This is a genomic window from Ancylobacter oerskovii, assembly GCF_018390555.1.
Taxonomy (GTDB): Bacteria; Pseudomonadota; Alphaproteobacteria; order Rhizobiales; family Xanthobacteraceae; genus Ancylobacter; species Ancylobacter oerskovii.
Genome location: NZ_JAHBGB010000044.1, coordinates 116,762 through 140,325, shown reverse-complemented (window position 1 = coordinate 140,325; position 23,564 = coordinate 116,762). Strand labels below are relative to the sequence as shown.

16 protein-coding genes are annotated in these 23,564 nt (G+C 68.5%); 8 read left to right on the top strand and 8 right to left on the bottom strand.

Annotation, left to right across the window (positions count from 1 at the left end; genetic code table 11):
- The first annotated feature begins 4 nt into the window (after positions 1-4).
- The 7 genes from KHC19_RS21650 to KHC19_RS21620 all read left to right on the top strand — a co-directional run bounded on the left by KHC19_RS21650 (position 5) and on the right by KHC19_RS21620 (position 8,227).
- A complete protein-coding gene (locus KHC19_RS21650) occupies positions 5-712 on the top strand; it encodes an ABC transporter ATP-binding protein (protein ID WP_425514539.1) in 708 nt (235 codons plus the stop codon).
- A complete protein-coding gene (locus tag KHC19_RS21645; RefSeq protein ID WP_246549335.1) occupies positions 709-1,662 on the top strand; it encodes an arginase family protein in 954 nt (317 codons plus the stop codon). The genes KHC19_RS21650 and KHC19_RS21645 overlap by 4 nt, the downstream gene beginning before the upstream one ends.
- A 16-nt stretch (positions 1,663-1,678) precedes the next feature.
- Entirely contained in the window at positions 1,679-2,827 is a 1,149-nt protein-coding gene (locus tag KHC19_RS21640) for an aromatic ring-hydroxylating oxygenase subunit alpha (protein ID WP_213355478.1), read from the top strand.
- 1 nt (position 2,828) lies between these two features.
- Entirely contained in the window at positions 2,829-3,818 is a 990-nt protein-coding gene (locus KHC19_RS21635) for an NAD(P)-dependent oxidoreductase (RefSeq protein WP_213355477.1), read from the top strand.
- Positions 3,815-4,678 carry an amidohydrolase family protein gene (locus tag KHC19_RS21630; RefSeq protein ID WP_213355476.1) on the top strand — a complete coding sequence of 288 codons (864 nt, stop codon included), beginning with the start codon at positions 3,815-3,817 and terminating at the stop codon, positions 4,676-4,678. Before KHC19_RS21635 ends, KHC19_RS21630 begins: the two co-directional genes overlap by 4 nt.
- 16 nt (positions 4,679-4,694) lie before the next feature.
- On the top strand, positions 4,695-6,299 hold the full coding sequence (locus KHC19_RS21625; RefSeq protein WP_343207771.1) for a gamma-glutamyltransferase family protein: 1,605 nt from the start codon (positions 4,695-4,697) through the stop codon (positions 6,297-6,299).
- Between the two features lie 89 nt (positions 6,300-6,388).
- Positions 6,389-8,227, top strand: a complete 1,839-nt coding sequence (locus KHC19_RS21620) for a methanol/ethanol family PQQ-dependent dehydrogenase (RefSeq protein ID WP_213355474.1) — start codon at positions 6,389-6,391, stop codon at positions 8,225-8,227.
- Positions 8,228-8,331: 104 nt separating this feature from the next.
- Here KHC19_RS21620 and KHC19_RS21615 read toward each other — a convergent pair whose 3' ends face one another.
- Positions 8,332-10,146: an ABC transporter ATP-binding protein gene (locus KHC19_RS21615; RefSeq protein ID WP_213355473.1), complete on the bottom strand. Its 1,815-nt coding sequence runs from the start codon at positions 10,144-10,146 to the stop codon at positions 8,332-8,334.
- 371 nt (positions 10,147-10,517) lie between these two features.
- Between KHC19_RS21615 and KHC19_RS21610 the strand changes: the two genes are divergently transcribed.
- Entirely contained in the window at positions 10,518-10,700 is a 183-nt protein-coding gene (locus KHC19_RS21610) for a hypothetical protein (protein WP_213355471.1), read from the top strand.
- Here the strand turns inward: KHC19_RS21610 and KHC19_RS21605 are convergent.
- The 7 genes from KHC19_RS21605 to KHC19_RS21575 form a co-directional block, all read right to left on the bottom strand.
- Positions 10,690-10,974: a hypothetical protein gene (locus tag KHC19_RS21605; RefSeq protein ID WP_213355469.1), complete on the bottom strand. Its 285-nt coding sequence runs from the start codon at positions 10,972-10,974 to the stop codon at positions 10,690-10,692. The genes KHC19_RS21610 and KHC19_RS21605 overlap by 11 nt on opposite strands.
- Before the next feature lie 163 nt (positions 10,975-11,137).
- Positions 11,138-11,386, bottom strand: a complete 249-nt coding sequence (locus KHC19_RS21600; RefSeq protein ID WP_213355468.1) for a hypothetical protein — start codon at positions 11,384-11,386, stop codon at positions 11,138-11,140.
- Positions 11,383-12,051: a lysozyme gene (locus tag KHC19_RS21595; RefSeq protein ID WP_213355467.1), complete on the bottom strand. Its 669-nt coding sequence runs from the start codon at positions 12,049-12,051 to the stop codon at positions 11,383-11,385. Before KHC19_RS21595 ends, KHC19_RS21600 begins: the two co-directional genes overlap by 4 nt.
- Before the next feature lie 7 nt (positions 12,052-12,058).
- The gene (locus KHC19_RS21590; RefSeq protein WP_213355466.1) at positions 12,059-12,820 is read right to left on the bottom strand and encodes a hypothetical protein; all 762 of its coding nucleotides are present in this window, start codon (positions 12,818-12,820) and stop codon (positions 12,059-12,061) included.
- Between the two features lie 9 nt (positions 12,821-12,829).
- On the bottom strand, positions 12,830-15,700 hold the full coding sequence (locus KHC19_RS21585) for a hypothetical protein (protein ID WP_213355465.1): 2,871 nt from the start codon (positions 15,698-15,700) through the stop codon (positions 12,830-12,832).
- Between the two features lie 37 nt (positions 15,701-15,737).
- Positions 15,738-21,152, bottom strand: coding sequence for an LPD38 domain-containing protein (locus KHC19_RS26380; RefSeq protein WP_213355464.1), 5,415 nt, complete (start codon positions 21,150-21,152; stop codon positions 15,738-15,740).
- The gene (locus KHC19_RS21575; RefSeq protein WP_213355462.1) at positions 21,149-23,563 is read right to left on the bottom strand and encodes a D-Ala-D-Ala carboxypeptidase family metallohydrolase; all 2,415 of its coding nucleotides are present in this window, start codon (positions 23,561-23,563) and stop codon (positions 21,149-21,151) included. Before KHC19_RS21575 ends, KHC19_RS26380 begins: the two co-directional genes overlap by 4 nt.
- Position 23,564: the final 1 nt, after the last annotated feature.

The window sequence follows — 23,564 nt, the reverse complement described above, 5'->3', positions numbered from 1 at the left end:
GCCGCTGCTGAAGGTCTCCGGCCTGTCGGTCGCCTATGGCCGGATCCGCGCCGTCGACGGGGTCGACCTCGCCGTGGAGCCGGGCCGCATCGTCTCGCTGGTAGGCTCCAACGGCGCCGGCAAGACCACCACGCTGATGGCCCTCTCGGGGCTACTGCCGCTGGCGGCCGGCAAGGTCGAGTTCGCCGGCGAGGACATCACCGGGCTGGCGCCGGAGCTGCGCGTCGGGCGCGGCATCGCCCATGTGCCTGAACGGCGTAGGGTTTTCGCCGGCATGAGCGTGCGGGAGAACCTGGTGCTCGGCGCCTATTCGCGCGGCGACGCCATCGAGATCGCCGGCGACATCGAGCGGCTCACCGCGCTGTTCCCCATTCTCGGCAAGCGGATGCACCAGGCGGCGGGCACGCTGTCCGGCGGCGAGCAGCAGATGCTCGCCATCGCCCGCGGGCTGATGTCGCGCCCGCAATTGCTGATCATGGACGAGCCCACCATGGGCCTCGCCCCGCAGATGATCGACCTGATCCTCGACACCGTGCTGGAGATCCGCAAGCTCGGCACCACCGTGCTGCTGGTCGAGCAGAACGCCGTCGAGGCCATCCGCCTCTCCGACCACGTCTACATCATGCGCCTCGGCCGCATCGTCCACGAGGATGGCGGCGCCAATATCGACCCCGAGCGCGTGAAAGCCTTCTATATGGGAGTCGACGCATGACGGAATTCGCTGGCGCATCAACGCCTAAGATGCGCCTCGGCACCTTTCTCGGCGTTTCGCCGGCCACGACGGCCAGTGCCGGGCAGATCGCCGTCATCGGCCTTCCCTTCGATTGCGGCACCCACGCCACCCGCATCGGCTCGCGTCAGGGGCCGGCTGCCTTCCGCGCCATGTCGAGCGAAGTGCGCCCCTATTATCCGCCGCTCGCCGACGTCGACCCGCGTACCGACGGCAAGGTCGTCGATCTCGGCGACGTCGACGTGATCGCCTCCAATCTGGAGCCCTCGCTGGCGGCGATGGAGGCCGTCATTCATGATGTGGTGGCAGCCGATGCGGTGCCGCTCTGCGTCGGCGGCGACGGCACGGTGACGCTGCCGGTGCTGCGCGCCCTCGCCCGCCGCTATCCCGAGCTGGTGCTGGTGCATATCGACGCCCATACCGACGCCTATCCCGGCGAGGACATCAACACCGGCACCACCTTCACCCGCGCCGCCGAGGAAGGACTGATCGACACAAGGCGCTCCTTCCACATAGGCGCGCGGGGCACCATGCCGGTGCCCGGCGCCTATGATCACACGCGGGCGCTCGGCTTCCGGCTCATCTCCGGCGAGGAGGTGCGCCAGCGCGGCGCCGCCGCCATCGCCGCCGAAGTGCGCGAGGTGGTCGGCACCCGCCCGGTCCACCTGTCTTTCGACATGGATTACTTCGACCCCTCCGCCGCCCCCGGCGTCGCGACGCCCACCTGGGGCGGCCCGCCGGTGGCGGAGGTGTTCGATCTGCTGCACGGGCTCAAGGGACTCGACCTCGTCGGGGTCGACATCAATACGCTGAGCCCACCGCACGACGTGCAGGGCATGGCGGCCATGCTGGCCGGCCATGTGGCGGTCATCGCCCTTCATCTCATCCAGCTCGGCCAGGCGGAGCACCGCCTGAACGCCGGGCATCGCTGAACGGAGGCACACGGTCATGAGCATCGAGACCACTCTGGTTCCCGAACCCTATGTCTGGACCGAGCCGCCGCTCGGCGACGCCAAGAGCGCGCCGACGCGCTTCTATACCGATCCCGCGGTGTTCAAGGCCGAGGTGGAACACATCCACCTCAAGAAATGGTTCTTCGCCGGACGCCTCGAGGAAGTGCCGAACCCCGGTGACTACAAGGCGCTCGACAGCGTCGGCGGCCCGGTGCTGCTGGTGCGCGGCGAGGACGAGGTGTTGCGCGCCTTCGCCAATGTCTGCCGGCACCGCGCCTCCATCCTTCTCGAAGGCTGCGGGCACGCCAAGAACATCATCTGCCCGTACCACGCCTGGAACTACCGGCTCGACGGCACGCTGGCCGGGGCGCCCGGCATGCGCGAGGTGCCGAAATTCGAGAAGCCGCCGCATGGCCTGATCCCGATCCGCATGGAAGTGTGGGAAGGCTCAATCTTCCTCAATTACGACGACGACGCCCCGAGCCTGATGACCCATCTCGGCAACATGCCCGAGCTGATCGGCAGCCACCGGCTGGGCGACATGGTAAAGACCTGGCACATCGAGATCGAGACCAGGTGCAACTGGAAGCTGCTGCTCGAAAACGCCATGGAGACCTACCACACCGGCATCGTGCATGCCGCGACGGTGGGCGCCCAGCGCTCGGTGAGCTTCCCGACGCAGGGCGAATGGCACGTCATCCAGGTGCAGGCGAACCGCTCCATCGCCGTGCTCGGCCAGGAGCCGCCCTTCCCGGTCATCGAGGGCCTGTCGGAACAATCGCGCAAGGGCACCTATTTCACCGTCATCGAGCCGACCGTGCAATTCGCCTGCGCGCAGGATTGCATGTGGTGGCTGGCGGTGCGGCCGATCGCGGTGGATCGCTCGGTGCTCTCGGTCGGCGGCTGCTTCCCCAAGGCCTATACCGAGCTGCCCGACTTCGAGGAGCGCGCCGCACCCTATTACAAGCGCTGGGAAGCGGTGGCGCTGGAAGATGTCGGCATTCTCGAGAAGCAGCAGATCGGCCTGTCCTCCTGCCTCGCGCGGCCCGGCCCGCTCTCTTGGCGCGACGACATGGTGCTGGCGATGAACCGCTGGATCATGGCGCAGCTGCCGGCCCACATCGTCGACGGGATGGCCGGCTGAGATGCGTGTCCTGCTGACCCACAACCGCGACCTGCTCAAGCATTTCTATGGCTTCCGGGCGGTGGAGGCGCTGAAGGCGCTGCCGATCGAGCTCGTCATGAACGACAGCGACACGCCGCTTTCCGGCGAGGCGCTGGTGAAGGCGGCGGAGGGCTGCGCGGTGGTGATCTCCGACCGCCTCGCCGCCGGGCCGCGCGAGGTGCTGGAGCGGCTGAAGGACGTGAAGCTGTTCACCCGCTGCGCGGTGGACATGCGCAACATCGATGTCGACGCCGCCTCCGACGCCGGCATCCTCATCTGCAACTGCTCGTCGGGATATGCCGACGCGGTCGCCGAGCACGCGCTCGCGCTCATGCTCGACCTCGCCCGCAACATCACCCACGACGCCGCGCGTTACCATGCCGGCGACGCCGGCCATCCGATGGTGTTCGGCCGGCAGATGGCCGGCGCCCATGTCGGCGTCATCGGCTACGGATCGATCGGCCGGCGCATCGTCGAGCTGGCGCTCGCCTTCAAGATGAAGGTGTCGGTCTACGACCCCTATGCGCGGATGGACAATGGCGCGGTGAACGCGGTCGGCCTCGACGAGGTGCTGTCGCAGCCGGATTTCGTGGTCTGCGCCGCCTATGCGACGCCGGAGACCGAGCGCATGATGAACGCCTCGGCCTTCGCGAAGATGCGCCGCGACGCCTTCTTCATCAACATCTCGCGCGGCATCCTGGTCGACGAGGCGGCGCTGGAGGCCGCCCTCGTCTCCGGCACCATTGCCGGTGCCGGGCTCGATGTCGGCGACGGCCGGGACCAGCAGCCCTCGCTCGCCCTTGCCCGCCTGCCGAATGTCGTTGCCACCCCGCATTCGGCGGCACTGATGATCGAGCCCTCGGAGTTCCAGGCCATGGAGACCGTCGAGCAGGTCAAGGCGGTGCTGGCCGGACGCCTGCCGATCCATGCGAAGAATCCCGACCGCGTGCCCGGCTGGCTGACCAAATGAGCCCGCTCATCCCCGCACAGCCGCCGTCGTTCCGCCCGCCGCCGGGGGCCTGCGACTGCCACATGCACATTTACGGCCCGGCGGACCTCTATCCGCCGGCGCCAAGCTCGCCCTTCCCCCCGGTCGCCGGCGGCGACATCGCCGCCTATCTCAAGACGAGGGAAGTGCTCGGCCTCACCCGGGCGGTGGTGGTGCAGCCCTCGGTCTATGGTTTCGACAACCGGGCGACGCTCGACGCCATGGCCGTCATCGGCGCCGAGGCCCGCGGCGTCGCCGTCGTGCCGCCCGATGTGGGTGACGCCGAGCTCGACCGGCTCACCCGGCTCGGCATACGCGGCATCCGCTTCTTCATGATCGGCGGCGGCCTGCTCGGCTGGGACGATCTTGAGCGGCTGGCGGCGAAGACCGCCGCCTTCGGCTGGCATGTGCAGATGCAGATGGACGGCAGGTTGCTGCACGAGGCCGAGGCGCGCCTCGCCCGGCTGCCAGGCCGGCTGGTCATCGACCATAACGGCAAGTTCCTGGAACCGGTCGGCCTCGATCATCCCGGTTTTTCCGCGCTCCGCCGCCTTCTCGACAACGGCCGCAGCTGGGTGAAGACCTCCGGTGTCTACGAGACCTCGCGCATCGGCGCGCCGGACTACCCGGATGTCGCTCTCCTTGCCCGCACGTTGATCGCCGAGGTGCCGGAACGCTGCCTGTTCGCCACCAACTGGCCGCACCCTTCCAAGCCGGGCAACCCGCCGGACGATTCGCGGCTCGTCGACCTGTTCCGCGACTGGTGCGGCAGCGATGCCGTCGCCGGCCGGATCATGGTCGACAACGCCGCGGAACTGTACGACTTTCCGTCTCCCACCTGAACAGGGCGTTCGACACGTGATCTCGACCCGCCGCGCCGATTTCTTCGGCCCCTCCCGCCCCACCGTCTTCGCCCGCGATGCCGCCATCGCCACCTCGCATCCGCTGGCCACCGCGGCGGGGCTGGAGATTCTCCAGGCCGGCGGCAACGCCATGGATGCGGCGCTGGCCGCGGTGGCGGCGCAATGCGTGGTCGAACCGGCGATGACCGGCATCGGCGGCGATTGCTTCGTGCTCTACGCGCCGAAGGGCCGGCCGACCGTGGCGATGAACGGCAGCGGCCGCGCCCCGGCGGCAGCGAGCATCGCGGCGCTGAAGGCGGCCGGCCTGACGGACGAGATCCCCCGCACCAGCGCCCATGCCGTCACGGTTCCCGGCGCGATCTCGGCCTGGACGCGGCTGCATGCCGACCATGGCAGCCTGCCGCTCGACCGGCTGTTCGCCCGCGCCATCGACTATGCGGAGAACGGCTATCCCATCGCCCAGCGTGTCGCCTTCGACTGGGCGGACGAGGCGCCGCTGCTGGCGCAGGACAAGGATGCGGCCGCCTTCTTCCTGCCCGGCGGCGTGGCGCTGCAAGCCGGCCAGCGCCACGCCCAGCCGCTGCTCGGCCAGCGCCTGCGCGAGATCGCCGACAAGGGAGCCGCCGGCTTCTACGAGGGCGCGACCGCCGCCTCGCTGGTGGCCTATCTCAACGGGCTCGGCGGGCTGCACACGCTGGACGATTTCGCGGCGATGAAGGACGGCGCCTTCTACACCACGCCGATCGCCACCGATTATCGTGGCTACACCGTCGAGGAATGCCCGCCCAACGGCCAGGGCCTCGCGGCGCTGATGCTGATGAACATCCTCGGCGAATTCGATCTCGGCGAGGGGCTGTCGCTCGCCGACCGGGTGCATCTCCACGCCGAGGCGACCAAGCTCGTCTATCACAACCGCGACGCGCTGCTGGCCGATCCCTCGGCCATGACCGTCCCGGTCGAGACGCTGCTGGCGCGCGAAACCGCCCGCCGCCTCGCCGCACGCATCGACATGACCCGCGCGCGGCCGCCGGTGCTCTGGAACGAGCCGGAGCATGTCGATACCGTCTATATCTGCGCCGTCGACCGCGACGGCAACATGGTATCCTTCATCAACTCGATCTTCCACGCCTTCGGCTCGACCCGCATCGATCCGGCGACCGGCGTGCTGCTGCATTCGCGCGGCAGTTCCTTCCGGCTGATCGAGGGGCATCCCAACGCCATCGCGCCCGGCAAGCGGCCGCTCCACACCATCATTCCCGGCCTCCTCCGCCGCGACGGCGAGGCGGTGGGCGTGTTCGGGGTCATGGGCGGGCATTATCAGGCCTCCGGCCAGGCGGCGCTCGTCTCCGGCCTCCTCGACCGCGGCCTCGACCCCCAGACCGCCATCGACGCCCCGCGCTACTTCGCCTTCGACGGCGTGCTGGAGATCGAGCCGACCTATCCCGAGGCCGTGCTGGCGGATCTGGCCGCGCGCGGGCACAAGCTGAAGGTCGCCGTCGAGCCGATGGGCGGCGCCCAGCTGATCCTGCGCGACGAGACCAACGGCTTCCTGCTCGCCGCCTCCGATCCCCGGAAGGATGGCTGCGCGATGGGGATCTGATCCCGTCCCACCCGAGCCGGCGATCGCGGATGGCCGTCGCGGCTGTGCTATCTGTCCGGCCGAGCGGCCGGGAACAGCAGCGAGGGAACATGAAGACAGGGGTGATCGCAGCCTGGGTGATCGCGGCATGTCTGGCCTCGGCCATCGGCGCGCTGCTTGCCGGGCCGATGCCGGCGCGCGCCAATGACGACGTGCTGGAACGGACCGCCGATCCCGCCGGGCAGGTGCTCCAGACGCTCGACTACGCCAATACGCGCTTTTCCCGGCTCGACCAGATCAATGCCGGCAATGTCGGCGGCATGCAGGTGGCATGGACCTTCTCCACCGGCGTGCTGAGGGGGCACGAGGGCAGCCCGCTGGTCGTCGACGGCGTCATGTATGTCCACACTCCCTTCCCGAACATCGTCTACGCCCTCGATCTCGACCATGACGGGCGCATCCTGTGGAAATACGAGCCGCAGCAGGAACGCGACGTGGCGGCGATCATGTGCTGCGATCTCGTCCATCGCGGCCTCGCCTATGCCGAGGGCATGGTCTTCCTCAACCAGGCCGACACCACCATCGTGGCCCTCGACGCCCGCAGCGGCGCGGTGCGCTGGAAGGTGGCCAACGGCGATCCGAAGAAAGGCGAATCCAACACCGCCACGGTGATGCCGGTGAAGGACAAGCTGATCGTCGGCATCGCCGGCGCCGAATTCGGCGCCCGCGGGCACATCAGCGCCTACAACCTCAAGGACGGCACGCTGGCCTGGCGCGCCTATTCGACCGGCCCCGACGCCGAGATGCGCCTCGACCCGGAGAAGACCACCGAGCTCGGCCGGCCGGTCGGCAATGACTCCTCGCTCCGCAGCTGGGAGGGCGAGCAATGGCGGATCGGCGGTGGCGCCCCCTGGGGCTGGTTCGCCTACGACCCCAAGCTGAACCTTGTCTATTACGGCAGCGCCAATCCCGGCACGTGGAACCCCTCGCAGCGTCCCGGCGACAATAAATGGACCGACGCCATCTTCGCCCGCGACGCCGACACCGGTATCGCGCGCTGGGTCTATCAGATGACCCCGCACGACCAGTGGGACTATGACGGCGTCAACGAGATGATCCTCACCGATCAACTCATCGACGGGCGAACACGACCGCTGCTCACCCATTTCGACCGCAACGGCTTCGCCTACACGCTCGACCGCCAGACCGGCGACGTGCTGGTCGCCGGGAAATTCGACCCGAGCGTGAACTGGGCCGCCGGCATCGACCTCGACAAGGCGAGCCCCGGCTATGGCCGGCCGCAGCTCGACCCGAAATACGGCACCGAAGCCGAGGGCGAGGATGTCACCTATTCCGGCATCTGCCCGGCGGCGATCGGCGCCAAGAACCAGCAGCCGGCCGCCTTTTCGCCGGCAACCGGCCTGTTCTACGTGCCCGCCAGCCGTCTGTGCATGGACTACGAGCCGTTCCATATCGACTACGCCGCCGGCCAGCCCTATGTCGGCGCCACGCTTTCCATGTATCCCGCGCCGGGCAGCGACCAGCACACCGGCGCCTTCCTCGCCTGGGACAACCTGAAGGGACGTGCCGTCTGGTCGATCCCCGAACGCTTCTCGGTATGGTCCGGCGCGCTCGCCACCGCCGGCGGCGTGGTGTTCTACGGCACGCTGGAAGGCTGGCTGAAGGCCGTGGACGCGGCGACCGGCAAGGAGCTGTACCGCTTCAAGACCCCGTCCGGCATCGTCGGCAACGTCATGACCTACCTGCATCGCGGCCGGCAATATGTCGCCGTCCTGTCGGGTGTCGGCGGCTGGGCCGGCATCGGCCTCGCCGCCGGCCTCGCCGACCCCAATGCCGGATCGGGCGCGAAGGACGCCTATGCCGCCCTCTCGAGCTATACAGCGCTCGGCGGCCAGCTGACGGTCTTCGCCCTGCCTGACCGCCCCTAGAGCAATTCCCGCAAGAACGCGCGGCGGTCTTGCGACAGGAATGGCGTAGAAACAAAGAGCTGGGAGCCCCGGACGACGCTGCGGACGGCAGGCCGGGCCTGCGCCTAACCCGCCGTCTGCTCCGGCTCCCGCACCTCCCCGCTCTCCACCAGCCCGCCGGACTGGTGCTCGAACAGACGCCGGTAGCGCCCGCCCGGCTTCGCCAGCAGCGCCTCGTGGCGGCCGTCCTCGACGATGCGGCCATGCTCGAAGACCAGGATGCGGTCCATCGCCCGCACCGTCGAAAGCCGATGCGCGATCACGATCGCCGTGCGCCCTTCCATCAGCCGCTCCATCGCCTGCTGGATCGCCACCTCCGATTCCGAATCGAGGCTCGACGTCGCCTCGTCGAGGATGAGCACCGGCGCATCCGCGAGAAAGGCGCGGGCGATGGCCACGCGCTGGCGCTCGCCGCCGGAAAGCTTCACGCCGCGCTCGCCGACCAGCGTGCGATAGCCCTTCGGCAGGCGCAGGATGAAATCATGCGCGTTGGCGAGCCGCGCCGCCCGTTCGATCGCCTCAGGGGTGGCATCGGGACGCGAATAGGCGATGTTCTCCGCCAGCGTGCGGTGGAACAGGATAGGCTCCTGCTGCACGATGGCGATCTGCTGGCGCAGCGAAGCCTGCGCCACCTCCCGCACATCATGCCCGTCGACCGTCACCTGGCCGGCGCTGACGTCGTGAAGCCGCTGCAGCAGCTTCACGAAGGTGGTCTTGCCGGAACCGGAAGGACCGACCAGACCGACGCGCTGGCCGGCCGGTATCACCACGTCGAGATCGCGGAACAGCGGCGCGGCGTGCCGGCCATAGTGGAACGTCACCCGCTCGAAGCGCACCTCGCCGCCGCGCACCGCCAGCGGACCCGCCTCCTGCCGGTCCGCCACGCCGGCCACCAGCCCGTGCAGCTCGACCATCTCCTCCATGTCGTTCACCGCGCGCTGGAGGTTGTGGACGTGCTGGCCGATCTCGCGGAGATAGCCGTGCACGACGAAATAGGTCGTCAGCACATAGGCGACGTCGCCGGGGGTCGCACGCCCCTGCCACCAGAGCCAGAGCGCGGTACCGGTAACGGCGGTGCGCACCACCCAGAGCAGAGCGAACTCCCCGCTGGCGCTCCAGGTCGCCAGCATCCAGGTGCGCCGCACGCGGCGGCGCCAGCGCGCGACCACGATGGCAAGCCGCGCATCCTCCCGCGCCTCGGCACCGAATGCCTTCACGACCTGATTGGCGCCGAGCGTATCGGCGAGCAGCCCGCCGATGCGTGTATCCCACGCATTGGACAGCCGCGCCGCCGGCGCCACCACACGGGTAGCCAGCGAGATCGTCAGCGCGCCATAGACCAGCGCGCCGCACGCCATGACGAGCCCCATCACCGGCCAATGCAGCATGAGCAGCAGCACCGTGCCGGCCAGCACCACCACCGAAGGCAGCAGCGACAGCAGCAGCACGTCGTTGATGACGTCGAGCGCCCACATGCCGCGGGTGATCTTGCGGACGGTGGAGCCGGCGAAGCTGTTGGCGTGCCAGTCCGAGGAAAAGCGCTGCACACGGTGGAACGCCTCGCGCACGACGTCCGACATGATGTTCAGCGTCAGAGGCACGGTGCCCCACCAGGCCAGGTGGCGCAGCACCACCATGACGAGGCCGAGCCCTGCCATGACGAGGAACGCTTCCAACGCGGCAGGGGCCTGCTGCCGTCCGGCGGTCAGCGCATCGACGAGCCGGCCGGCGAACAACGGAACGAACACCTCCGTTATCGTCGCCAGGGTCACGGCGAGGGCCGTCCCGGCCGCCAGAGGCCAGCGGCGCCTCCAGTGACGGAAGGTGAAGACGAGGACATGGCGCAGCGCGTCGGCGCCGCGGGCGGACAGGGTCGACATGATAGCTGCAGGCGCGACGGGCGCGCCTCTCCTGCGAGGGGAAAAAGCTCAGCGTGGAGATCGGGAGCTCAGGCGGGCCTCGAATTCGAGGGCGGCCGAACTAACGGCGGGATATCCCGGCCGGGACGGGTAAACGGAACAAAATGGTCATCGCGCCCCTCCCGGTTCGCAGCTTCGATGAAGGGGTTCATACCACAGGCATGGCCTGTGGACAATCCACCGCGGGAACCGGGGTGCCCGCACCGCTCGCGAGCCCGCTCGGGAACCATGTTAACCGGCTATTAACCAAGATTTAACTTAGACAATAATGATATCAGTGACTTAACACCTGAGAACATGAGACTTCGACCCCATTTCACCGGATTTGTCTCATGTTCTCCCGTGATCTGCGCAGCAGCGGCGCGGCAAATTACACCGAGCGCGTCAAGCTCTTCCGGCGTTCCGATCACAGAATTATGCCCGCGCGTGACGATCAAGCGGCGGGCCGGCCGGTCGAAGGTCACGAGATCCGCGCCAGCGATATCGAGCTTGCGCCACTGGCGTTCACTGTTTGAGGACATGCGCCTTGAAGCCGGCCCAGATCACCAACGCCATGCCGGCGACGAAGATGCCCAGCACCGAATAGCCAATCTTGGCCGCGGCGCCATCCATGGCCCGGCGCCAGCGGCGCAGGAACCAGAAATCCTTTCGGGCTTCCTCGCGATCCTCCTTGTCCTCGAGATACAGCCCGGCATCGGCCAGCCCGCGCCGCACCGACTTCTCGATCAGCTCGCCGAGCTCGGTGGGCGACATCGAGATCACGACGCTTTCGGACGGCTCGTTCTTCATCGCGGCGGGGCTCTCTGCCAGATACGTGGCTCAACGCCCGGCGCAGGCGTCGAGTTTCCGGTAGTGTCGGTCGAGATCGACCACCCATGCATCGACGTAACCATCGTCCGCGGCCCGTAGGGCGGCCAGAGCGGCTTTGGGCGGCGGGGAGAGCGTCGGGCAGCTACCGACGACCTTTGCCGTCTGACAGCCGGCCAAGGCGATCGTAAGCGCCATCAACGTCACCAGGCGAGCGGTCGATTTCGTCATAGGCGTCCCTCAGCTTCTCGCGCGCCTGCGACTGCTCGAGGCGCACCGCGTTCTTCCCGTCCTCGCGGGCACGCCACCAGGCGGCCGCCACGGTGCCGGCGGCCGCCACGGCCGCCAGCAGGTAGAGCTTCGTCTTGTCGAAGAGGGCGAAGAGCCAGGTCATCGCGTCGCCTTCCGCACGACCAGGAAGCCGATCACGACGGCCGCGGCGACCAGGCACACGGCGACGGCGATCTGCACCGGCCCGTTGCCGCTGGCGAGGCTGGCCGCACCGCCCAGCAGGCCGCCGGCCGCGGTGATGCGCTCCGGCGTCAGCAGCTCGCGCACCGGGTTGCCCGGCGCCGCCGGCACGGTGTTCGAGGCGACGAAGGAGGTGCGCACCCAGAGGCCGGCCTCCGCGGCCCGACGGTTCACCAGGCCCTTCATCACCTTGCCGTCATTTTTGTTCCACCGCGCGAGCTCGCCCGGCACGGCGTCGTAATTGCCCGCATTGAGCTTCCGCAGCAGGGTTGAGCCGCTGAATTGCCCCTCGCCGATGTTCAGCACGAAGCTCGCCAGCGCGCCGCGCTGCCAGTCGTTCAGCGGCACCTTCACCAGCCTATCGACGATATCGGCGGCCTCGCCGAGATCGTGCTCGAGCGCGGCATCGGCCTGCGCCTGGGAGATCGTCATTCCCCGGCGCACGGCCATGAATTTGTCGGAGGTGTGGCCATAGCCGATGGTCCACGGCTCGCCGTTTTTCGAGCCGGGATCCGGGTAGGCCGTCAGTCGGCACCCCTCGAAGCGCTTCACATGATCGACGATTTCGGGCAGCAGTCGTCGCGCCATTGTACCCTCACGCCGAGTACATAGACAAAAGTCCGCTCTCAAGCTGCGCGAGGCGCGCGGCCTGAGAGGTGCGCGTCAGATCGCCCTTTAGCAAACCGACGAGGCCGTACCGAATATTGCCGGCGGTGTTGCCCTGCAGCATGTTGCCCATCTGGACGATATTCGCCGGGATCGTGGGAGCCGTCTCTGCCGGGAGGTTCCCGCGCTGGACCGCGTTTTGGCGGATGGTCAGGCCCCGCTCAGCCGAGTAGCTCATCAGGAGCAGCGTCGGAACGTTGAGCGAGACGATGGCGCCTTCCAGCAGCAGGGTCGTGGCCCCGGCCGAGCGGTTGTAGACCGCGAAATTGTTGGCGGTGTTGATCGTCGGGGCAAAGCCCTTCTGACCGGCCGTGGCATCCTCGAAGGGGCGCCATAGGATGGCCGGCTGGGCCAGCGCGGCCGTGCGCTGGACCACGGCGAAGAACGTGAAATTCGTCCGGTCGACCACCTCGTCGACATAGGCCGCCAGATTAAGCGGGATGCCGAGGTTGCTACCGGGCGAGACTTCAATGGCCGGCTTGCCGTTCGCGAAAGTCAGGCCGGTCGTGATGGTGGCCGGCGAGCTGCGCCCGACAACCCTGTTGATGCTCTTGGAGGTCTCACTGTACTGGGCGTCGAACACCGCAATCCAGCCGGGGATGGCGCCGATCGCACGGCCGAGTGCAGAGCGGAAGCGGCGAGGGCCCGGCCAGGCGGGGAGCGGAGCCCCAAGGTTCGAGAGGGAAAACATGGTCGATCCTCAAGTGATGGGGAAAATTTGGGGGACCGCCCAGTTGTGGAGGGGCGAGCCGTCGTAGGTACTGACGAAGGGAGCGCTGTCGCGAATGTTCGATCGCGGCACCGTCGCAGCGGTACGGGGATTGAGGTTGATGTCTCCTCCGGGGTGGTTCGACCGTGCAACGCGAGCCTCGAGGCCGGTGCCGGTCGGAGCGGCCGCCAGCGTGAGCGTCATCCGCCCGATGCCATCGGTGGACCCGTCGTCGGTGATGGACCCGGATGCCACCGCGTAGTCGCCGGCGCTGTCCCGGATGACGATGCCCCGCCAGTCCCTCTCGCTGATGGTCGTGGTGTCGAACACGAGCGGCGGGTACGGCGTGGAGAACTGCAACTCGACGTCGAGGCCGGTGATTGTGGCGCCGACCATCTGGACGATCTGGCCTTTGCCGAAACGAGATCCGAAGACGGCCCGCTCCGCCAGATACACGTACTCGCCGGCGAAGTGAGTGCCGGGGCCGGTCAGATGGAGAAATTGGTTAGTCGGCGCCGCATCGACGTAGTATTCGTCGAGATAAGGATAATCAGCACCCGAGACGTGGAAGTACGGGCTCTCATTGTGCAGATCCAGCATTGCCTTGGTGGCGTAGTGGCCCGCGTCTCCATTTCGGTCGGACGACGGCATCTGCATGATGAAATGGACGGGAGCCGTCTGGCCGGTGATCGCCCGGATATCAGCGTCATAGTCGGCGCGCCACTCGATCAGATTATCCTTGTAGCTGACGTTGCCGGCGTCAGCTTCACCGTGTTTGACGCTGATGTATTCGACGAGGACGGACGTGTAGCCGTAGAGCGGCGCAAGCAGCTTGGCGCGCGTGACCGCCGTGAGCATGTTGTTGTAGACAGCCGTTCCCTTCTTCAGGCCGGTGTAGGCCGTGCCGCCCTGCGCGCTGACGATGTACAGGCCCCCGTACTCACGGTCTGGGAAGGCCTCGGTGAATTCGTCGCTGAGACGGAATGCCAAGCTCTCCATCATCGTCTCGACATGGATCGACGAGCCGGATGCCGCCTTGGGCGTCAGGGGCTCGAACCCCACCAAGTACGATTCGGTGAATTCCGTGACGGCGTTTGGGGCCCGCCCCATTCGCACGTCGGAATAACCCGTCGTCGTGAACATCCAGGCGCCCGGCCGGGTCTGACCGGTCAGCGTGGGGTTGATCGAACTGTGCTGTGCGACCTTCAGGGATTGGCCGGTCCCTACCTTAAGGCGCAGAACCTTGTCGTCGCCGGGCCACCACCAGCGCTCCCCCGGCTTCGCCAGGATCAACGTCCCCGGGCCGATGGATGGGCGGTCGATGACGGCGGCAACATAATCCGGCGACACAGCATGCGTCGCCAGCACCTCGATATCGCCCATGTCGAAGAGCAGGTAATCACTGCCGCCGCCGATAGCCCGGAGCTGTGTGCCGGACACATAGGGCTGGAGGTTGCCGATCCCAGACGCCGGGGCGTCATCTCCGGGCCATTCGCGTAGTACGGCACCATCCGAGGACGTGAGCACCGTGTGCGGGCCACCTTCCTCGGTGTAGAAGTCGAGTTCGGTGTTGACCGAGCCGACCAGCTTCCCGTCTTCGTCCCACTTGAGGAGTTCTGCACCGTCAGAGGACACCATGACGGCGGACACGCCGTCGCTTTCTTCGGTGTAGAAGTCAGTCAGCTCAGGGGTCAGGATGTTGCCCTCCTGGTCGAACTTGAGGAGTTCCGCGCCATCAGAGGACACCAGGGCGGATCGCGCATCGCCCTCCTCGGTGTAGAAATCCACCTCGCCCGACGTGGCCCCGATCAGCCGCCCATCCGAATCCCATCCGAGGAGCATTGCCCCATCCGAGGAGATAAGGGCGGTGGCCGTGCCATCGCTTTCTTCGGTGTAGAAATCCGTCTGGTCGGGGGTCGACATGACCCCGTCGCGGTCGAAATCGATCAGCGGCACGCCGTCCAAGCTGGCGATGGTGCTGACGGCCGTCTGACCTTCCTCGGTGTAGAAGTCAGGGCCGAACCGATCATCGATGGCGATCTTGGCGGTAGCAGGAGTGACCGCCACATCGTCGAGCTCTCCCGCGAGCGCGGCCGCCGGAGACGCCTTCGGCACGTCGATCACGATGGGGGCGGCAAGCGTTGCAGTGACACGGGCCAGCCCCGTGCCGGTGACCGGCGTCGATTTCTCCGCCTTCGTGGCATCGAGATCATCGACGGCCACCTGCAAGGCGGCATCCGCCGCGATCCGCGCCGCCTGCTCGGCCTCCAGCGCGGCGCTGCTGGACACCTCGAGCGCGTCGATGTTGGCCTGCAGCACCGCGTCGGCCGCCGCACGCGTGCCCGCCTCGCCATCAATGTTCGCCTGCAGGACGATATCGGCAGCCTCAAGCGCCTCGTCCGCCGCGATGCGCTCGGCCCGCTCAGTGTCAATGCGCTCGCCAAGAGCGGCGTCCGCCGCGATCCGCTCGCTACGCTCGAGCGTCAGGTCGCGCCGCAGCTCCATGTCGCGGATGGCGTTGCGATCGAATTCCTCCTCCATGGCGGCCGGGTTGAAGCGGCCAGCCCGGGTGATGTTCGTCGTGCGGGTCGCTGGTGCCAGGCCGGTGATCCAGACGAAGGTGCCGCTGGGCGGCGCCACCGCGAGATGCACTGCGCCACCCGCCGGGGATCCGGCGCCAGTGACGGTATAGTCGAGGTCGAGGGTCAGCTCTACGGGCACCTCTCCGACCGCAGCGACCCGGGACACCCGAAGGTCGCCCGGCAGCTGGAACGGAAAGTCCACGCCAAAAACCGTCTGGCCCGGAGTTACCTCGGTCCAGCTGTCGCGATCGTTTTCGGTAATCGGAAAGCTCTGGCTCATGAGAGCCAGAGTGAGGGGCGCCGAGGCCGGTCAACCGTCAGCGCCGGCCGGGCACCGCCGGCTTTTCCCGCTTGACGGCCTTCTCGCCGTCGAGCTCGACGCCGGCGGCCTTCGCTTCGCCCTCGAGGTCGCTCACATCGGCATCGGTGCCGTCCTCGAGGAGACGTTTCCGCAGAACCGGCCACATGCGTTCGACGAGCTCGCGCGGCCAGACCTTCGCCTTCTGGTAGCGGGAGGCCAGCACATCGCGCAGCGCCGGCGCCACCGCCTCGAGCTCGCGGATATAGCCGGCCGTGTCCATCGGCCGGACGTTCTGCCAGCCCCTCTCGCCGACCGACACCAAGGCATTACGCTGCTCGACCATGGCGAGATCCGCGAGAATGTCATCGGCCGCGCCGCGATCGGCCGAGGAGATCTCCACGCGGTTGCCATCGACACCAAGCACCTGGTTAGACGCCAGCGCCCGACGCAGGAACCCGATCGCCTGCACGGCACCGCGTGCCCGCACCAGCGGGTGCAGCCTCTGCACGCCGATCGGCATCATCTCGGCAGTGACATAGACCCGCTGGTCCGCCGTCAGCGTGGCGAGGAAATCCGCCGCGCCGACGGCATCGCCGGCATCCGACAGGGAGCGATAGGTCTTCGCCTTGCCCTCGAGCTCGCCGGTGCGTTCGGAAACCAAATCCCAGAACTGCCGCGACGACGTCGAACCCCTCGAGGCCATCTTCACGAAGCGGCGGGTGATGAACACCTCGTCCCAGCCCTGCGAGGGCTTGTCGCCGCTCGCCATGTCCGAGAGCGCCATCGCCGAGCGGCCGAGGGTGCCGAACTGCGAGGTAATGAACTGGTCGACCATCACCGGCGCGACGCCGATCGCCGAGCCGATGAGCCGGCCTATCTGCGACGTGGCGGCCGTGTACTGCAACCAGGTCTCCATGCCCTGCAGCTCGTCCGGCACGATGGCGCGGCCGGTGAACATGTCGGTGTTGGTCTTCGCCTCGTAATAAAATTTCAGGCCCGGCAGGCCCTCGAACAGGTTCGGCGGGGCGATCACGTTGAACAGGCCGTCGACATAGCGCGAGGCGGCGAGCGGATCCTTTTCCGCGAAGGCATCCCAGATCGCTTCCGCCGCGTTCAGCATCACCGCCATTTCGAAAGGCTTGGGGATCGCCGTCCAGTAATCGCCCGTCTTCACCATCCAGTGCGTCGCCCGGGTGGTGTCGCTCACCTCTCGATAATCGTCGTACCGGCTCATCAGCGCGTGCACGCCGAGGCCGGCGACGGTGAGCGCCGACAGGCGCGCCCAGGCCTTCACCGCCTGGCCTTTCGCCGCCGCCTCGCCGGCGGTGACGGCCTGGCCGAAGAACGGCGCGATCATCTCGCGCGTCACCTTGTCGAAGCCCTGCAGGCTGGCATTGAGGAACGGCACCAGCCGGCTCATCGCCGCCATCTGCGAACCGCGGCGGCCGAAATCCATGTGATCGCGCGCGCGCCAGGCCGCCTCCATCATGGCTTCCCAGTCGGCCAGGCCGCGCTTGGTGGCCTCCTCATAGAATGCCTTGTAGAGGCCGAGGCGCATGCCGGTTTCCGAGATCTCGGTCACCTCGGCGATGCCCTTGAGCAACTTTACGGGGTCGGAATGCTTGAGGCGCTGTGCCAGCCACCCCTTGTTGCGCAGCGCCGACAGATCGCGCTCGACGGCGGCATCGCGCAGCGCCGCCACCTCCTGCCCGCCCATGATGCCGCCGGCGGCGTTGTAGCGCTGCGCCGCCTCGCGGCCGAGGATCTCATCCGCGATGCCCGCCGCGGTGCCGGCGAGCCGCTTGAATGGCCCTCCGTAGAACACCGTCGCCATGACCTGGTCGCGGATCAGGTTCGCGATGATGAAAGAGATATCGGAGGTGATGCCGGCGCGCAGCGTCGACGACGAAACCGACGCAAGATCTAACCAGAGATTTTTCTCCGGCGGGCTCATGGTCGTGAGGGCCTTGTAGATGTCGAGCCCGAAATCACGATCGGCCAGGCGCAACGCCTGCAGTTGGCCGCCGTCGCGGAAGAACACGATGGTCTCGCCCTTGGTGTTGATCACCGCCGGGCGGAAGATCCGCGCCTTCTCGTCGCCGAGCAGGCTCTCGACCATATCGCGAATGGCGATGACGTCCGGCGCGGCCATGCCGCCCTGCTTGCCGGCCGCCTCGATCGCCTCGAGCGGGTCGACCAGGAGCATGCGCATTTCCCGGGCGGGGATCCGCTCGGCGATCGCCGCGGCGCCGTGGCCCGCCCGCTTCGCCAGGCGGTCGAGCGCCTTCATCACATCGTTGTGCGCGATCGCCGACGCCGTCTCATAGGCATCGGTCATCAGGCTCTCGAGCGGATTGATGACGTCGCGGCTCGATCCCTGGAAGCGCTTGACGAAACCCGAGCGGGCATCGCCGGCGCGGCCGCCGGCGCCGACCGCATCGCCGTCATAGTCGAAGGCGCGCAAACCCGGCACATAGTCGCGGATCGCCAGCCCCTGGGCGTGTTGTTCCGGCGTGATCAGCCCGGCGGCCAGCTTCTTTTCCCAGAGGGCGAGCGCCCAATCATGCACCTTCGCCGCGGCGGTGACGAACTGCGGGTTCGCCGCCTCGGCCTCCTGGACGTTGACCAGGTGATCGCCCTTGCTCAGCTTGTCCGGCGCGTTCGGAATGTCGCCACGCTCGAAACGCTCCCACTCGCCGAGCGCTCGGCGCGACCAGAGATAGGCGCCGAACTCGGCCGCCTTCTCATCGTCCCAGCGGCCGAGCGCGTTCGGCGCTGCCATGGCCTCGACAATGGCATCACGAAGCGACGGCGAGGCTGGATTGGTGCCGCGATAGGGCACCACGCCGTGCATGATGTCCATGTGACCGGCGCCATGGGCGTTCCGCGACAGGCGCGCCAGCTTGTAGGGATCATCCACGGCCTTGAGGTCGATCGGCTTGCCGGCCTGTTCCGAGGCGATCTTCGCCAGCGCCCGCACCGAGCGCTGCAGCGGGTTGAGGTTGTCGATGAAGGCGGTATAGGCCCGGCCGACCTCATCGGCGATCGTGGCCCCCAAGCCATAGCGCCGCACGCTGTCGGCGCGACGGCGCCACCAGCCCGGCCGGCGCGAGCTCACAATGGTGGAGCGCACCGCGCGGCCGGAGGGTTGCGTGGTCCAATCACGATAGGCGGCGCGGATCTCCCCGAGCATCGCCGGCAGCTCTGGCGCCTGCCGGGCGAGGAAGTCGCCGAACTCGGCGGTGAAGCGCGGCGCCCGGGCGGCCGCCTGGGCGGGATTGGTGAGGTTCAGCCGGAACCATTCGGCGAACCCTTCCTCGAGGAGATGTTTCGGGTTGGCGCCGGCATAGGCCATCGGCTCGAGCTCGCCGGAGAAGCGCTTGAGCAGCGGCGTAAGATCGCCGGCGCCGGCGCCATCGATGCCGCCGAAGCGGGCATGAATGGCGTGGCCGACCTCATGCGAGAAGGTTTCGAAATCGTCCTGGCGGCGGACGCGCAGCGCACCATTGTTGAAGTCATAGGTGCCGGCGGCGCCCTTGATGCGCATGCGCCCCTGCCGAACGGCGGGGACGTCGATCGCGTCGCGCAGACGGTTCGCGATATCGCGCAGGCGGGTGAAGCTGGGCGGATCGGCCTGGCCGGCTACGCCGCCGGCGGGACGCTGGCCGGCTGGGCCGCTTCGGGCGAGGCTGGCGCGGCCGCCGTCCTCTCCCTCAGCTGGGCTACGTGGCGGAAGCCCGCCACCGTCTTCAGCTGCACCGCCCGGCGGTTCGGATCCTGTTCCGTCTCCGCTTCCTTCTCGATCCGGTCCGCCTCGGCGCGCAGCTGCGGCGGTGTCAGGATCCAGCGCTTCGGGTCCGAAGGGTATTTCGTCGAGAGGGACATCGTCGCGCCTCACAGGGTTCGAGGTGCCGGCATAGTAATCCTCCATGAGCACTCGTTCCAGCGCATCATCGAAGGACATGCGCTCATCGAACATGATCTCAGCCACCCGACGCTTGGTCGCCGCGTCATGGCCGCCGGCCGAGATATCGGGATCGGCGTCGAGATCACGCACCAGGCCGTTGATCTCTGCCCGCCGCTCTTTCGCTCCCCGGGCTTTCTCCCAGGCCTCGAGCGCCGGCGCATCGGCCTCGCGATAGCCGCGCTTGAACCGCACGTCCTCGTCGATCAGGTCGAGCAGATCGCGCACCGTGGTGCGCGCAACCGCTTCCTCCGGCGTGCCGAAGGCCGGCGAGAAATAGCCGGCCTCGGCGGCAGCGGCCCGGGCCGCGTCGAGATCCATGCCCCGCGAACGCACGAGCGGGCCGAGGCGGGGAATGAACACACTGCCGGCGTTGATGGCGCCGAGCTCGCCGGCCTCCTCGCGAATACCGCCGCGCTCCGACAGGAACTCCACCAGGCGACGCGGCCGCTGCGGGCCGCGGGGACCGGCGGGCGAACGGATCGTCGGATCCCGCGGCGCGGCGGCGGCGATGTTGGCGATGTCCTGCGGCGGCACGCCCTGGGCGCGCGCCTCGGCCGCCTGCTGCAGCTGCTCGCCGAGCGTCGGCGGCTCGGAGGGCACCGCCTCCGCCGGTGCGGAGACGTCACCAGCCGCCGGCGCCTCGGTGGCGATCGGCTCCACGGCCGCCGGCGCCGGCTCATCGGGCGCCCGCTGCACCGTGATGCGCAGCGGGCTTTCCCCGGGCACCACCTCACCGATCGCCGGCTCGGTGGCGATTGCATCCGGCACCGGTTCCACCGGCGCGGCGGTGTCGCGGGGCGCCGGCGCGGATCCGGCCATGTCGGATGGAGAGAGCGGATCGACCCGCAATTCCGGCGAAGGCTCGGCCGCCGGCAACGCGTCCGCCACCTCTCCCACCGGCCGGCGCCGGGCGAGCATCTCGGCCGCGCCACCGAAGGCGCCGCCGGCGGCCGCGCCCAGTCCGGCGGAAATCGCCAGCTGCGAAGCGCTGAAGGCATCGCGGCGATCGCTGGCGATTTCGATCCCCTGAATGCCGCTGTCGATCGCCACATTGGTAATCGCCGCGTCCGTGGCGCCGGCGAAGATCCGCGCGAACAGGCCGGTGCCGCTGCGGCCCATCGCCTGCAGCAGCCGGGCGCCGGCGCCGATCGGCACGTAGTTCTCGAGGCCGGTGGCCGAGCCGGCGAATTGGCCGGCGAGCGCCGTCAGACCTTCATCCCAGCTCTGCCAGCCCGGCAGGCTCTCATAATAGGCGTCGAAGGCCTCGCGACCGGTTTCCGCCTCCGGGTGGATCGCGTCGCGGGTGGCGCCGAGCAGCGTGCCATAGCGTGAGGCCGCCTCGAAATTCGCTTCGAAGCGCTCGACGAGCGACGGCCGAGGCCCCGGCGCCAGCGTATCCGGCGCCGTCTGCGCCGCGTCGAAGACGCTGGTGTCCATGGCGGCGCTGCTGTCCTGGTCGCTCACGGCGTCGGGCTCCCGCTGTCATCCGCCGCCTGCGCACGCTCTCGCTCGAGCGCGCGCGCCTGGTCGGCTTTCTGGGTGTCGAAGTAGAATTGCGCCCAGCCGGCGCCGAACCGGGCGTCGAATTGTGGCGCCAGCGCCGGGGTGTCCAGCAGCAGCCGGATCGATTGATAGGTCGGCACTTCCTTGAAGGCCGCCGGCCGCTTCACCTGCCCCGTCGCCGCTGCCTCGGCTCGCCCCACGTCGCCGGCGACGTCGCTGGTGCGCACCGGCTGCGCCACACCGATCCGGCGCAGCAGCGCGGCCGCATCGCCGGCGGCATCCTTCTCCGCGCCGGCGGAGCGGAGCACCTGCGTCAGCACCTCGTCGGCCTGGTCGCCATAGCGCTGCGACACCTGCGAGGCGATCTCGCGCGAGGCCTGCGCCGGGTTGGTGGCGCGCGTGATCCCGACGGCGATCGCCTGCGCCTCGCTCTTCGTGAGCGGCTGGCGGGCGAGCTCGGGAATGCCAAGTTCCGCCTGGGCGTCCATGCGCAGGGCGGCGAGGTTGCGATAGGTCGCGGGATCCTCCGGCTTCAATGCCGCCTTGGCCGCCTTCACGTTGTCGAAGGCGGCATCGACCGCGGCGGCCGGATCCGTGCGACGCTGATCGATGATGGCTTTGGCACGCTTGGCGGCCGCGTCGCGCAACCGGGCGTCATCCTCGAAATCGACCTCACCGGCCACGGGGGCGAGCCCCTCGAGGCGCGTCACAATCTCAGCCTCCGGCAGCAGCGGAAAATCTGAGGTGGCGTCATAGAGCCGCTTGGCTTGCTGGCGGTCATCCGCCCATTTCAGGGCTGCCTGCGGGCCGAGGACAGCCTCGACGTCGGCCGGATCGAGCTCCTTCCCGCCCATCAGGACCGGCATGCCGGTCTCGCGAAGGCTGGCGATGTCATCCTTGACGGTCGCCGCCAGCTGCATGCGCCCCTCGACCGAGGACTTGCGCAGCTGGTTGCGCTCGGCATTGGCAAGGCCGATCAGCTGGTTTTGCAGCCCATAGACTGCGTTGTAATCCAGCTCCGAGATCGGCCCTTCCTTCCGAGACCAGGCGTCGGTGAGGCCGGCGGCGAATTTCTGCTTTGCCGCGAGATCCGGCAGCGTCTCGAATGTGCCGCGCACCCGGGAAGCCGCTGCCGTCACCGTCAGTTCGCGCCGGCGTCGCGAAGCCTCCGCCGGCGTGATGCTGCCGGAAGCTTCCTGGCTGTCGAGGATGCGGTTGAGCCGCGTCATCTCGCGCGCGAGCTCGGCATCCCCCTCGGGTGTGGCGGCGAGCACGAAGGCGCGCTTCTCGAGATCGCCGCGCGCGGCGAGGAACTGTTCATCCGCGGCGGCCGAGGCATCCGCCCGCTCACGCGCGACGGCCCGACGCTCGACCGCCCGGCTATAGGTCAGCGCCCGTTCGGTGAACTGGCGCTGCGCCGCCTCGCGCAGCTGCGGATCCTGCAGATTGGGATCCTCGAGGAGGCGCTGGCGGGTCGCCTGCAGCGCGCCGTTGAACGCCGCCGGATCGTCCTGGTACTGTTCATAGGCGTTGGCAAGGTCGTTATCGACGCCCGCGGCGAAGCGCCAGCCGTAGGCTCGCTGCGCCGACGCATCATAGGCATCGCCCCGGATGGTGTTGTCGCGGCGCAGCGCCAGGCGCACCGGCGCGGCGGGCGCACCCGGCTCGCCGAACATCCGGCGCAGCGCCGGCTGCGCCCAGGCCGGCGCCCGGTCGACGCCATGGCCGGCATAGGCGTTCGGCAGGGCGCCCCACACCGCCGGGTTCTCGCGCGCGTCGATATGCAGGCTGTTCCCGCTCCTGTAGATGCCGATGCCGCGCGCCCCGCTGGCGACGGCGGCGGATAGCAGGGCAGCCTTCTGCTCGTCGCTATAGCCGCTGATGTCGATGTCGAGCGCATTGCCGTGCAGGTGCTGCGAGCCCTTGGCGCCGCCGGCGGCGGCATTGCGCGACGCGCTGCGATAGCCCGACGTTACCCGAAGCTCCGGCACCGCTCCCGATCGCGTGATGCCGGCGAGCAACGCCTTTGCGCCGCCAGAGAGATGATCGAGATCCGCCGCCGACCCGGCGACGCGCGCCGGCGTCGCCGCGGCAGCCGGCGCGGCCGGGGACGCCGGCGGCATCTGGACATCGGCTGGCAGGCTCGGCTCACCGGCAGCCGCGCCGGCGGCGAGCCCCTCGAGCTCGCCCTGTTGTGCAGCCGCCCGATCCGCCATCCGGCCCAGCTGCGCCCCGAGGCCACCGAACACATTCGCGACGGCCTGGCCGGCGGCGCCGGTGTCCGGCACGACGCCGGAGATCGCCGCGGAGACCTGCCCGCGCGCGCGGACGGTTTCGAACCCGCCCGGCGAAGAGGATCGGCGGTTCGCCATC